Here is a 14123-nt window from a genome sequence, read left to right as displayed (position 1 = left end):
ACCGTTACATGCGCTCAATAGAGAACCGTGCCCTTGTTGGTCGCCCGGGTGCGGCCTTTCGACGACGGGATCGCCCGAAGTCCCCTCGCAAAGCCAGATCGATTCGGGGAACACAAAGCACCCCACATACTGCTGACCGTCAATGAATCTTGACGGTCAGCAGTATGTGTCTTGTCGACCGAGATTGTGGATCTAGGTATCGAGGCCGAAACCCGTGTCAGGTTCGCGCCCGGGCTCGGGTCGCCCGTTCTCGGTACCTTTCCATGGCTTCGCCGCTCCTGGGTTTTCGTCCACCGCACGAAGAAAATTGCCGGGACGAGTCGATGTGTCGCCCGGTTCCAGATGGTCGTTCCCGCCTGCGCTTTGCGCGGTAGCGAGCTGAGCAGCAATGGCTTTGTCGTGCATCATTGCCCGTACATCATCTGCGCTACCCATTCCGAGGTCTTCGACGAGTGCGGGGGTGGGGTTGAGCATGAGCGACCACTTGGGCTCGCGGCCTTTCCCTGCGGCGCGTTCGGCGCGTGCAGCATCGCGGGCGAGGGCTTCTGGGCTGGTTTCGGCTTCCTTGATCTCGCGCCGCAGACGGGAGACTTCGTTCGAGAGGTCCTTGAGCTGGACTGCTTTCGGGAAGTCGGAGAGCTCGACGAGTTCGAGGTCGTCGAGTCGTTGTTCGTCTCGATCGAGTGACCGTTCGGCCTTGGCCAGGTCGGTGTCGACGGTGTACGCCATATTCTCGACCCGCGTCAGCAGCCCGAAAGCGTGTTGGCTGCGATCACTGTCCCCGATCTTCGGGTGCAGGTCGCGAGCTTCGATCACTTTCGTCGACGACCCCAGTCCGGAGAACGACAGATACAGCGCACTGTCCTGGGCGGGACGGGACGCCTCGATCGGGAATCCGCTCATCTCCGCGATGACCACTGTCTTGGTCAACCCTGCGCCTTTGAGCGAGTGATAGGTGCCTTGCAGTGCAGAGGCCATCGCGTTCGCGGCGTCGCTCCGGTTGTCGTAGAACACACCGCGAACGGTCATGCCGGGCCACTGCTCGACCTCGCGCCGGCCTTTGAGCACCGGTGCCGCCTCGGTCAATTGGGCGACCCGCTGACGTGCTCGTGGCACTTCGCGGCGCAGGCGGTCGCGGTCTCGCTCGATCGAGCGTTGCTCGGCGAAATGCGAATCCGCCTCGGATTGGAGCTCCTGGAGCTGGGAGTCGAGTTCGATCTGCTGGATGTACCGATCGTCGCCGGTGGCGAGGGCTTTGGTCATGGCCGAGTTCTCGGCGAGCGAGTCGCTGTCGAGGTCGACCACGCGGCGCATCGAGCGATCTGCTTTCTTGAGCTGTTCGATGAAATACGCCTTGCGGTGCACGGTCTGCCACATGACGGTGTCGAAGGTCTTCTCGGCGACGTAGTTGAACACCTTCACGCGGGCGTTCTGGTTGCCCTGCCGGATGATTCGGCCCTCACGTTGTTCGAGGTCGGCCGGTCGCCACGGCACGTCGACGTGATGCAATGCGATCGCGCGATCCTGAATGTTGGTGCCGGTGCCCATCTTCTCGGTGGACCCGAACACCACCGATACCTTTCCGGTGCGGCACATCTCGAACAGGCGGGCCTTCTCCGACGGCTTCGGGTAGTCGTGGACGTACGCGATCTGCGCGGGCTCCATTCCGCCGGCGAGCAGCTCGTCGCGGATCCCGTCGTAGATCGACCACGACCCGTCGGCTTTCGGGGTGGAGCGGTCGCAGAACACGATCTGCAACGCACCCGGTGTCGGGTGCGGTTCACCGGAGGCATCGAGGTAGGTGTTCTCGTTGGAGTCGTTGTGCACGTGCAGGATTCGCTGCGCAACGATGTGCGCACGTGAATGCTCCGGCGGTGCCGAATTGAGGTGCGCGACCCTGGGGTCGAGGGTGGCGTTGCGGCCGTCGTTGGCGACCTTGAGCGCGTTGTCGATGTCCGGGCGTTTGACGTCGGCGTGATCGGCCCGGTAGCCCAGATCGGCGATGAAGTCCTGCACTTCCAGCGCTGGAGTGAACGTGACGTCGGTGTTGCGGCCACCGTCCTTGACCGGCAGGTTCGCCGGCACCTGATCGCGGGTGACGGCGTCGGTGTAGACGCTGGTCATACCGATCAGATCGCCGACGTTGGTGAATTCACCGACCCGGGTGATCGCCCGCAGTCTCGATCCGGACGAATTCAGCTCGACCCGCTCGACGGTGTCGGTGAATGTCGCTCCCCAGTCGTTGATCTGGGCGACCCCGGCGTCCTCAAGGAGATCCGGACGCAGGTAGTGCTGCATCACCCACAGCTCGGCGAGAGAGTTCGCGACCGGTGTGCCGGTGGCGAACGTGGCCACACGTTCGACGTACTCCTCCGGCGGGATGCCTTTGGTGATCGCTTCCTCGCGGCGCATCGACCGCAGATAGTTCAGCTTCAGATCGAGGTCGGTGGCCCGGTGCGAGCCTTCGTTGGCGAGCTCGGTGACCCCGGACGCGCGAGCGAGGTTCTTGAACTCGTGGGCTTCGTCGACGAACAGGTAGTCGCAGCCCGATGCCTCGAACGTGAGCCCGAGATCCTTCCCGGCCTGTTCGAGGGCCGTTTCGAGCTTCTCCTCGAGCTTGGCTTTCATCGCCTCGAGACGTTTGCCGGTCTGGATGCTCTCGACGTTGTCGAGCTCGGCGGCGATAGCCTCGACCTGGGTGCGGATGTATTCGGCTTTCGTGCCGGGATCGACCCCGATCGAGGAGAACGCCGACCGCGGCACGATCACCATGTCCCAGTCCTGTGAGGCGGACTGCGCGACCAGCAATCGGCGCCCTTCGGCGTCGGTGGCCGCCGATCCGGACAGGATCCGTGCGCCGGGATACCATTGGCCCGCTTCGCGGACGACCTGGTCGATGATGTGGTTGGGCACCACCACCCACGGCTTGTTCGCCAACCCGAGGCGCTTGAGCTCCATCGCACCCATCAAGATGGTGCCGGTCTTGCCGGCCCCGACGACGTGATCGAGCAGCACCGTCGGCTCGGAGACGATCCGGGCGGCGGCGTCGCGTTGGTACGGGTACGGCGAGTACTTCTCCCCGAGACCGGGAAAGGACATGTGCGCACCCGAATGCACCGGCGCAACAACGGAATTGAACTTGTCGTTGTAGATGTCGAGGAGCTGTTCGCGGCGCACCTCGTCGGCGTGCAACGCCCACTGCCCGAACTCCTGCGCCAGACGTCGCGCCTTGGACTGAGCGGCGCGTGTCGCAGCATCGTGCACCGTCGGTGCGCCCGCGCTGTCACGGAACTCTTTCGAGCTGGTGATCTCGATCGGGTCGCTGTTGAGCAGATCGGTGAGCATTGCGGGCCATTCGTAGTCCCCGGCGCGCATACCGGCGTTGCCGATACCGCGGTCTTCGGCCGGCCGGTGCTCGAAGTTGTACTTCGTCGACCACGCGCCCCGTTTGGGCACCAGACCCCATTTGAGATTCTGCGCTCCCGAGTCCGCGTAGTGCCCGACCGTGACCGACCATCGTCCCGATGCCCGCTCGATGGTCACCGGAACATCGGCCGGCACCTCGAACGTCTCGCGGACGAACTGGGTGTAAGTCTCGATCGGCACCCACGGAGCACCGAGAGCGACATCGACATCGGTCTTGCGCGGCGGGATGACCGCGGTCAACGCATCGACGTTGGCCTGGTAGCGGGGATCGAGGGCGGCGACCTCTTCGGCATCGGCGAGCTTGGTGCGAACATTGCCCGACAGATACCTCGACGACGACACCCACCGTGTCGGATCGGTCAACGTGCGGAAAGCACGGCCTTCCATCTGCGTCTCGGCCTGCTCGACGGTGGTCCCGAGCAGCTCGGCGATACGCCCGACGTCCAGACGCGCGTGCTCGTCGAGGCTGATGGCCATCGCCTCGTCGACCGTCTCGGCGTAACTGCGCAGCTCACGCGAGTGCAGGACATCGGTGTGGAAGATCGCCGCCTTGCGGGCCGTCATGGTCTCCTCGTCGAAATGCTCGAGGGAAAGCACCGCGGCGAACGTCGGGTCGGCGCGGATAGCTCGGCCGAGGTGACTCTGCAGCTTGGTCGGCTGTCGCGGGTTGATCCAGGCATCGTCGGACAGCCGGTCGTAGACGTCCTCGGGGATCTCCCCGGCATACGGGTCGCCGGCGACCCCTTCGTCCTTACGCCACGTCTCGATCAGCTTCGCCAGAGCGGCATCGTGCTGCGATTCGGTGAGGTCCTTGGGTATCGACATCTTGAACCGGTTGATCGGGCCGTAGCGGGCAACGTAGGCGTCGTACTGCTCACCCAGGATCTCCCGCAGCGCTTGCCGTTGGCCGGGGTCGGTGGGGCCGCGTTGCGCGTCGATCAGGGCATGGGTGGTGTCGCGCAGCGCGAGCAGCTCGCCCCATTCGGCGACCTGCTTGGCTCCACGAGTGTTCACCAGCTCCCACTCGCGGGAGTTCCAGCGTTCGATGGTCTCCATCTGCACGTCGTGCCGCAGCGTTCCCACCGCGAGCTCGTCCTGGTCCGGTCCGTTCCCGATCGCGAGGAGCCCGCGCTCGAAGTCCTCCCGGGTCGGCCCGAGGGTGTCGCGCCACGATGCGGTGAGCCCGAGCCCGTCGGTCTTCGCGACATCGACGATCGCGGTGAGCCGATCCTCGACCAGAGAAGCGAGGTCGACGTCGCTGTCGGTCGCGTCGACGGACAGAGTCTCGTTGCCGTACATGCCGTGCCCGACCCGCAGCTCACCGAGCACCCATTCCGGGTGATCGGTGTAGACGGCATTGATCGGTACGCCCTTGTCCTCGCCGGCATCATCGAGTGCAGTGGCGTTCTCGAGCTGCAGGAACCGCTCGGTCAATGGTGCGGGCTTCGCCCCGTCTGCGCGGCGACGCAACACGAGAATGTCGGTGACGACCTCGGTCCCGGCAACCCGCCGGAACGCGTTGGACGGCAATCTCACTGCGCCGACGAGGTCGCCGAGGGCGGCGATGTCGCGGCGGGCGCGCTGGTTCTGGGCGTCGAGGGTGTAGCGGGAGGTCAGGACGGTGACGTAACCGCCGGGTGCAGTCATCGCCAACGATTTGACGATGAAGTGGTTGTGGATCGAGTGCTTGGCCTGGTTGTGGACCGGGTCGTAGAGCCGATAGTCCCCGAACGGGACGTTGCCGATCGCCGCGGTGAACGAGGACGCCGGCGCGGTGGTCTTCTCGAATCCTTCGCCGCGGATCTGCGCCGACGGATTCAACGCCGCGGCGATCGCGGCAGTGGTGGCATCGAGCTCCACCCCGACCATCTGCGCCGAGCTAGGGGCGTGGGCGATGAATGTGCCAGCACCGCAACCCGGTTCGAGGACACGGCCGCCGGTGAACCCGGCCCGGATCGTCGCCCTCCACATCGCCGCCGCGATGGCCGGGTCGGTGTAATGGGCGTTGAGGATGGTGCGCTGTGCCTGAGCCCAGGCTGCGTCGTCGAGCAGGGTGCGTAGTTGCTCGCGTTCGGCGGTCCAATCGTCGCGTCGCGGGTCGAAGACCTGCGGGGTCGCGCCCCAACTCGACCAGCGAGCCAGGACCGCTTGCTCGTCGGCGGTGGCGTAGCGATCCTGCGCGGTGACGACAGCGAGGGTGCGCAGGGCGTCGATGTTCGCTGATACGCGGGCTTTCGCTCCGGACGGAACCAGAATCTCGGTGCCGGGCCGGAAGTCGACGGGATCGACATTCCACAATCGCTCGGCGACTGTCTGAGTGTCGACCACCATCCCCTCGGTGGCGTCAGGGACTGCGGTAGTCGCCGTGGGGTCGGGGGTCGGTTCGACTGTGGGGGAGTCGGTCTCGACGGTGGGTGGGGGAGTGCTCTGCGCGGCGAGGAGTTGGTCGACGTGGCGACCGTCGACGGCGATCAGGTGCCGACTCTGGTTGCCGTAGCTGATCGCGGCGGCGTGATCGTCGGGCCCGAGAGTCTTCTGATTCTCCTCGGGAATCAACGACACATCGCCTGCGCGGCGCAGCTCCATCAGTGCGTCGGTGACCTGCTCGGCGGTCAGTGTTCCGTCGAGGTCGGCGCGGATCCGCGCCAACCGCACGTACGCTTCGTCCTCGCGCGCCAGCCGACCGTAGGCGTCGCGCACCAGCTCGACCGGGGACGGCGGTAGCACCGCGGCGTCGACGGCGGTGTTCGCGACAACCTCTGGTGTGGGCTGCAACTTCGGCACCGGTTGGGAAGCGTCGGCCTCAGCGACCAGAACGTCGGGATCGACTGGTGTGGGCAGCGGTGTGCCGCCGACATCGACGGCAGTCGGGTCGATCGGCGCAGCACCGTCGGCGTCGAACGCGAACAGATCCAGCTGGGCGTCGGATTCGCTACGGCGGGTTACTTTCCGCTTGCCGCGTGCTCGGCCACCCGCTCGTCGAGCTGGCTCGTGAACGTGGGAAACAGTGGGTGCTCGGTCGTCGTCGGGTAGGGCTCGTTGTCCTCGATCCGCGCCGCGATCAAATGCGCTGCGTAGTACCGGAACCTCATCGGTTGCTCCGCCCACAATAGGTCCGTCAGCTGGTTCGCTTCCTTGTCCGGGTCCGCGCAGTTCAGTGGGTTGCGCCACCGCTCCGGATCGCTCTTGTGGACCTGGATCCGTGCTCGATCCCGCTCGGCTTCGGCTTCCGGGCTCTCCTGATCCGGCGGGTAGGCCTCCATGTCCTCCGGGAGCTGGTTGTAGATCTCCTCGTTGATCACGAAGTCCGTCGCCTGCGCCCAGGCCTGGTTGATCAACCCGACTTTCTCCATGTACGGGGGCGGTTGGCCGTTGTCGCGCATGTAGTTCCGCAGAACTTGGTCCTGCATATGGATCTTCATGTTGTCGATCCGCTCCGCGATCCGCTCGCTCTCGCTCTCGAGGAACGCCTGTTGATCCTCGGGGCTCAACTCCGGCGGCAGCCCCTGGTGCTGGAGATAGAGCTTCATGATGTCTTGCGTTATCGGGTCGATCATGGGTGTCACTGTCCTCTGTCTCGGCGAACAAATCGAGTTGGAAATCGTCGGAATCTTTGGCCACAGCGTGCGCTCCTGAAGTCGGGCGAGAGGTGTATGCGACCCGCGCAACCCGAGGCCGGGTGGGGGTCGTTAACGTCGTCGTCGGCTGGAGGCGCAATCTCCGGCCATTAAGGGCCCTGGTGGGTCATGCAGGACCCACCAGGGCTTCTGGCTGTTTCGGGTCAGGGGTTGTGTCAGGTTTTTCAGCCGGTGAGCTCGTCGAACCAGCCGGCCGGGGCCTGCGCCAGGTTCAGTCGTATCGGCGGTGTCTTCTGATGAGAGTCGCGGCTGCACAGGTACATCGGGCCGTGCTCGGCGTCGAGCATCGTGCGCAGTTGCGGGTCCGCGTGATGGACCCACCACGCCGACATCGCGGCACCGTCCTCGGCTGCGGACGCTGCCTCCCATGCCGTCCACAGTGCGTGCAGACGCACCACAACCTCGGGATGCTCGAACCAACGTGGGCAGAACACCCGGTTCTTCCCGGTAGACGACGAGAGCTTGCGGGCCACGATTGCCGACAGCCACGTCTCGAACCAGGCATCGAAGCTCGAGAACTTCGTCGACGCAGCCTTCTCGGGAACGGGATCGAAGTTGTCGGGATGGTCGCCGGGGAAGTCGTCGTCGGGGTGGAAGTCGTCGTCAGCGGTCACAGGAACGGCTCCTCGTCGACGTCGTCGATGGTGGCGGTGGCGTGTACTCGATCGGGGACGGGGATCTGGTCCTTGTCGGGGATCCCGTACATCTCGAACGAGGCATCGATCGCGTCGGCATTGGGGCCGTCGGACCAATACATCTTCTTCACCAATACCGGGCGATTACCGGAAATCTGCACCAAAGCTCGGGTTTTCGGGATCGCGGCGAGATCGTCGACGGTCAGGATCGCTTCCTTGGACCAGGACTGCGACTTCGACGACGACCCACTGTCGAACATTCCGCCACTACTCGATCGTGACCAGCGTTCGACGTCGTGATCACCGACGAGCGCCGACAGCTCGGAGAGCGTGTTCTTGTCCTTGACGCCGCCGCCGTACCAGAGGAAATTCGCGGCATCGAGAAGCTGCTTGACCCCGTCCTGGCCCCATACCTTCTGGGCCTGAGAGAGGTTCTGCACGATCGTCATCACGCAGATCCCTTGCGATCCGAGGTGGGAGTACCAGGCGGGGAGCTCGGGGAGTCGGCAGACGTTCGCGGCCTCGTCGAGGACGCCGAGCATCGGCACCGGAAGTCGCCCGCGCGGGCTGCGGCGAGCGACGCGCTGGGCGGCGTCGATGATCGACCCGATCAGCGCCGTGGTCAGCGCCGACGACGAGTCGGGGCCTTCCTTCGACAACGCATACAGCGTGTCGTTACTGGTGACGAAGTCCTCGACGACGAATTCGCGCATCGAGTGCGGGTACCGCACCGATCCACCGATCTTGGTGTCCGGTGCGCCCTCGAGGGAGATGTCGCGGCGGTTCGGTGGGAGCACCGACATCGCGTACGTGCGCTGTTCGAGCAGTCCGATGAATCGACGAGCCATGTCGTACAGGCCATCTCGCTGGCGCGGGTTGAGTTCGCTGGTCGACTTCAAACGGTTCGCAATGATGTGGTGTCCGTGGACCTCGAGCAGCCGCTGGGGAAGTTCGTTCCCCTCGTCGGAGAGCCAGCCGTAGACGTGCAACAGATCCCCGTCCGCACACGCCGCCGCGAGCATCATCTGCGCCAACAACTCCTGAGCTCCGCCGTCGAAGTAGGCATCGACGCGGGCCGAATCGTCCTTCGATGCGGCAGCGAAGTAGGAGGCCAGCTTGCGGGCGTCCATGATCGTCTCGATCGCGCGCAGCGGGTTCCACCAGAACCCGTCGTCGCCGGTGCGGGGGCCTTCGGCGATCCCCTGTAGGTCGTAGCGCAACACCGCGCCGAGCAACTCGCGGACACCTCGGGTGAAGTCGTGACCGTCACGCTTGTTGGAGGTGAACAATGCCGCGCCCGGTGCGGTGCACAGTGCGTCGATCGCCAGCGCTGCGGTCTTACCCATGCGAGGCCCGGCGAGGGCGAAGAGCATGTCTTCCCAGGACATGAATACCTTCTGGTTGCCTTGGACGGTGCGCCCGACGATGACCCCGATGTCGGCGTCGTCCAGGGTGTCCCGGTCGACGAGGTCCGGTCGCAGCTTCTTCGCTCGTTCCAGTGCCTGCTTGCCGGTCACTCCACTGAGCTTCGATGTGGGACCCATCAGTCGGGCCTTGGCGTCGACATCGTCTTTCTTGCCACTTCCGGTCGCGCGCGCCGCTGCGGCGACCCCGGTCAGACCGGAGGCGATGATCACCGTGATCACGAAGATCCATGTCGAGACGGTCGGCCAGGTCAGCTGTCCGCCGGCCACGGAGAACAGGGCAACGAACGGATTAGCGGGGATCTGCTGGCCGGTGTCGGTGAACGCGTGCCCGAGCCACAGCGACCCGTATCCGAGGGCGATAGTCGCGATCGCGAGCATGACTGCGATGAGCGGCAGCATCGACGAGGACGCGCCGGCACCCTTCGATGTCGCCTTCTTGGTCACCATGCGTCCACACCAGCCTCGACGGCTGTGTCGACGCCGCGGTCGATCTCGATGACGCGGGCGACCCGGTCGGTGATGTCGACGACCGAACCCGAGGACTGTTCCTGGCGCGGTGTGTCGAGCAAGAGATCGGCCAGACGGAGCGGTTCGACGTCGGCAGAGGTGGAGGACAAGTCGAGGGTGTGTTCGGCGATGTCGTCGAAATCGAGGCCGTCGAGCTCGGCAGGCAACTCCAGGACGTCCAGCGACAGACCCGGCCGGCGTACCGCGTCGTCGATACCGTTGTCGACCAGACGTTCCCGCCACGCATCCTCGTGCACCGCAGTGCGATCGACGGTGGCGTCCGCCCACTCCTGCTGAACGGGATCGGTGAAGGTCTGCGCGGTGATCAGCTCGTGCGCGACACCGGCCGCAGCGAGATATGCAGCGGCCCGCACCAGCGACACGTCAGTATCGAGCAGCCCGAATGCTCGACTGTCACTGCGCGGCTCGTAGGAGTGCGACCGAGTGCGGATCTCCTCGCGGCGGACGTGCGCGCGATCGGCCAGGCTGCGGCGTCGTGCGGCAGCCAGAGTGGCGCGGCGACCGCGTTCGTAGGCGGCGGCAGCGATCTGTGAGCGGCGCTGCAGCTCCGCGGTCGAGACAGAGCGAGTGTTCATCGACGGTCACCACCGTCGATGGTGAACGAGATGTGATGAGTGCTCGGCGAGAGCGCGTGAGAAATCGACATGGAGGGCCTTCACTGGGAGCGTCGGCCAGCCCACAGCACAATCGCACCGACACCCGAAAGAGGTGCGGTGCAGCGCTGTTGCTGGATGGACGCTCGACCGTGACCCTCATCGACGGTCGAACGGAGTCAGACTAGCTCATAGCCGCGTGCTACGCACCGTTCCAGGATGCTAACCCGACGCCGCACGTGTCCCGAGCAGATACGGCCACGGGGCAAGTGCAGCCACTGTGGTGCCGACCAGCGAGTACATCGCGGGAATGACGGCCCAATCTCCTAGTGCCGCATGCCGCGCCGTAAGTCGACACGTGGGGCGGAGACAGTCGCGACACGGGCGATGAGTCGGGGGGCGTGATGGATCGACTCGCACTATGGCGACCCAATTCGAGATCTTTCCGTTCCACGGAGGCGTGGGTTGGATAGGGACTACCCGATACCCCGACCATTGAGTGAGGGCGGGGTATCGCGTCAGCTCCATGAGATTGAGTCGACTGTAGGACGCGCCGCGATCGCATAGCTGGGAACGGACGCGCATATTGGGACGGTCAGTCAGCTGCTTCCGAATGGTGGGGAGGAGCTGCCTGCGGATGGAGTTTCGGGGATCGGACCGTCTCCCGAAAGCGGGATGTCGATGACGGGTCCTGGCGATCCGACTGCAGTGACAGTGATGGCCACGCGTGCGGCCTCACTGTTGTCGGCGCTTCGGATCACGATGTGGTGCTGACCAGGTTGTGCGTCGTCTGGGACAGTTATGTCTGTTGTGGCAGTGCCACTGCTGCTCGCAGTGACCGTGGTGAGAAGGACCGGGTCGGATTCGAAGTAGACGCCGTATGGGGCATCGCTGGCGAGGCCAGTGATGTTCAGGCGGAGCGCCTGGCCCCGCACATAGCCGGCGGTGACAGTCGGTGTTCCGGTGGCGAGTAGTCGCAGTCGCAGTGCCGGCGAATCCTGCCAGGTCTGAATCGGGTCGTTGTTGCTATCCATGATTTCGGCAAACCAGTTAGTTCCCGCACCGGTGGCATCAAGACCTCCACAGCGACCAGACAGTGTTTGCTCGTAAGCGGCGTACGCCTCGGTGCCATCGAATTTGCCGTTGCCGTTAAGGTCGAAACGCTCCTCGTCTGCGTACAGCGGTCCTTGCTGAAACTTCGTCAGGGCCGCGTTCCTCAGAGCATCACTGTCGAGCGTGATACGCACAGACACCGATGTCGATCCTGGGGTGAGTGCGATCGGGTCGCTATAGCCAAGCAGGCTCGCAGCGCTCGACAGTCTTTTCCCGTTGGCGGTGATCTGGATGATGTCGAGTGCGTTCGGGGGCTCAGTGCCGCTCCGGTTAGACATGCTCATTCCGACCTGGCATTGATCCAGCGCTCCGTAAAAGTTTTGCATCATCAACCGTTCCCCGGCCATGGCCGGGCGGTTCAGACTGTAGGTCGCGGTGACTGAATCTCCGACGCCGTATGCGTCCTTCACTGGCTCGATCCGTGGCCCCATCCCATACGCCAGTCGGGCTTTTGTGATGGTGGCCTGCAAGGACTTCGACATGAACTCGACCTCACTCGTAGTCGAGGGCGAAGCGCCGGCACTCGTAACGAACTTCATACCATCGTTGAAGTAGGTCAGGTGCGTATCTTCGTTGAAGGGTGGACCTACCGCGCAAATGACGTCTTCGTCGTGGCAGATTGAGATCCGATCGACACCGGGAAGCGCGTAGAACGTGTCGTTGTAGTCTCCAAGCAGAAGCCGAAATATTCCTTGCCCGTCCGATCCGGATCCGAAGACGCCGTCGGCATTTGGCTTTTGTAGCGGATCACCGACGGTGAATACACCTGCAACCCGGGATTCACCGGGGTAAACAATGTCGAGGGTATTTGCGGCAGCCCGGGCTGCCATCGCCCCTTGCGAGTAACCAATGAAAACGACCTTCGGGTCGGCGCAACCGGGTGCTTGACTGAACTCGCGGTACACCCGCAGGGCCGCGGCCGCACCCTCGTTCGCTGAGGTGATGATCTCTTCCGTGTTTTCGATCGTGCCGTCCTCCCAAATAACCACCGGCACCGCCCGGTAACCCTCCGTTCCCAGTGCACCTCCTGGGGCCGGGACATCCAAGATTGGCGCATCACGCAGGTAGCCGCCCCATGCAGCTTCACCGAGGAGTTTCTGGAGTGTCGGGCCTTCCCAACCACCCCCGGTCTGTCCGGGGTAGCTAGTCATTCCTACAGACGTCTCACCGGAACCCCGCAGCGGAATGATCACTACTGGCACACAGTTGGAGATTGCTGCCGCCGCGACGGGTGCACCCCACAGCGGAACAATGACAGACGCCACCACAGCCAACGCTGTCGACAGCACTACTCCCCGCCGTTTAAGGACCATCCTCGCTCCTTCAGATTACCGCCTACTTTCCGTAGGTGCTGGGATGTTAACCCTTTGTCCCCGGTCTGTTTGGATGTAGCTGGGCCAATAGAGCCACGGACTTTAACAAAATCCGTACAAGACCTGCACCGGAAGCATCCAACAATGGCGTGTCAAATTCACTTGTTTGAATGACTACGATTAATTGCTAGTGCGGTCACGTGCGTAGGAGCCGTCCCTGACGTAGGCGAGTGACGCCCGGGCCGCAGGCGGCCTTATCGGGGCTCAGAGTGGGAAGAATCTGCGACACGGGCCTTCGCGATTGACTAGGCGATGCCGCGATCTTTCCTTCCCAACCGCCTTGATCGCTGAACGGCACGTATTCGATGGACGTAGTGTCGAGAGAAAGATTGAGCACACGAAAACCCTGGTACCTCGTTGGCCTGGCCGGGTTCGTTGGCAGGATAGCCGCTGATTCGCACATGTCGCCGTAACCAGCGTTCACCGGCGAGATTGACTGCGTCGTAAACGGGTATGCCGCGCGTTCGACTTCGGCAGTCATAGACTCCGCGTTATGGATGGGCTGGACTTCGGAATGCCGAAGACATACAAGAACCGCAGCGGCAACGACGTCACCGAATGGCCGGATGGCCTCAAGCTCGTTCGCTTCGCCGACGGTCGGGTCAAGGTCGGCCGCCAGGGATCCGTTCTCCGTGGTGGCACACGCGGAGTCACTGCTCAGTCCGTTCCGGGAGCAACCCCACCGCGCATGTCATTGCTGCGTTCGACAACCCGGAAAACTAGGTACCGTCGCGCGCCCGAGCTGAACGGGCGGGTTTGCTAACGGGGGCAGAAAATTCGATGCGCGGGCCCGCGATCATCTGAACCACGTTTCGGGAGCATTTGCCGGTGGCCCGATCTTGCCGTCGTCGATGACGTACTCGCCCGGGTAGAGGCGGTTGGCAGCCGGACGCTCACGAGCGGGTATTTCCACCAGAAAGTTGTTGTCCCGCAACCGCGATGGCCTGTAGGTGCCGACGAACGTGACCATGACTGCGCCGCCGCGACCGGATGGCCCACCGTCGAGCGATTCTCGTCCGGTGTTGAACGTTTCGGCGATGTCGCGGCCGTCGTTCCCCACGGTGATTCTGCCGTCATGATGAAGCTCGACGAAGGTGCCGTTGTCCGCGGCCACGGTGGCCGCCGTGGCCTGCCCACCCTGTGGATCGAGGTCGACAGCGAAGTCGGGAACCTTGCCGGCACCGCTGGGCGGGTCCACGTCGAGCTCTCGGCCGACACCGAGGGTGACGTACTGACCCAGTGCGGTGTGCCTGCCGGTGTCGGTGATCTCCCAGAGATGTTTCCTGGACGCAACTTTGACGCGTCCGTCGAAAAAGATGCTGACCCAGTCGCGTCCGTTGGACAGTACGACGCGTTTGCTGTTCGGTGCCATCGCTACAGGATCGTGCAC

7 protein-coding genes are annotated in these 14123 nt (G+C 64.0%); all 7 read right to left on the bottom strand.

From position 1 onward, the window contains the following. Positions 1-192: 192 nt before the first annotated feature. Positions 193-6210, bottom strand: coding sequence for a helicase-related protein (locus CH291_RS25685; protein ID WP_255175798.1), 6018 nt, complete (start codon positions 6208-6210; stop codon positions 193-195). A 158-nt stretch (positions 6211-6368) separates the two neighbouring features. Continuing rightward, positions 6369-6983 (bottom strand): hypothetical protein, encoded by a 615-nt coding sequence (locus tag CH291_RS25680; protein WP_094688986.1) that lies wholly within the window; start codon positions 6981-6983, stop codon positions 6369-6371. Between the two features lie 245 nt (positions 6984-7228). Further along, a complete protein-coding gene (locus tag CH291_RS25675) occupies positions 7229-7678 on the bottom strand; it encodes a DUF4913 domain-containing protein (protein ID WP_176456968.1) in 450 nt (149 codons plus the stop codon). Beyond that, on the bottom strand, positions 7675-9573 hold the full coding sequence (locus CH291_RS25670) for a type IV secretory system conjugative DNA transfer family protein (protein ID WP_094688984.1): 1899 nt from the start codon (positions 9571-9573) through the stop codon (positions 7675-7677). The genes CH291_RS25675 and CH291_RS25670 overlap by 4 nt, the downstream gene beginning before the upstream one ends. Continuing rightward, complete coding sequence (locus tag CH291_RS25665; RefSeq protein WP_094688983.1) at positions 9567-10229, bottom strand: TraI DNA relaxase; 663 nt, start codon at positions 10227-10229, stop codon at positions 9567-9569. Before CH291_RS25665 ends, CH291_RS25670 begins: the two co-directional genes overlap by 7 nt. A 617-nt stretch (positions 10230-10846) precedes the next feature. Next, on the bottom strand, positions 10847-12625 hold the full coding sequence (locus CH291_RS25660) for a cutinase family protein (protein ID WP_176456969.1): 1779 nt from the start codon (positions 12623-12625) through the stop codon (positions 10847-10849). 904 nt (positions 12626-13529) lie between these two features. Then, complete coding sequence (locus tag CH291_RS25650; RefSeq protein ID WP_094688980.1) at positions 13530-14105, bottom strand: hypothetical protein; 576 nt, start codon at positions 14103-14105, stop codon at positions 13530-13532. Positions 14106-14123: the final 18 nt, after the last annotated feature.

The sequence above is a fragment of the Rhodococcus sp. 14-1411-2a genome (assembly GCF_002259485.1).
Lineage (GTDB): Bacteria > Actinomycetota > Actinomycetes > Mycobacteriales > Mycobacteriaceae > Rhodococcoides.
Note: the sequence above shows the minus strand (reverse complement) of the source record. Positions and strands in the feature narration are given on the sequence as shown.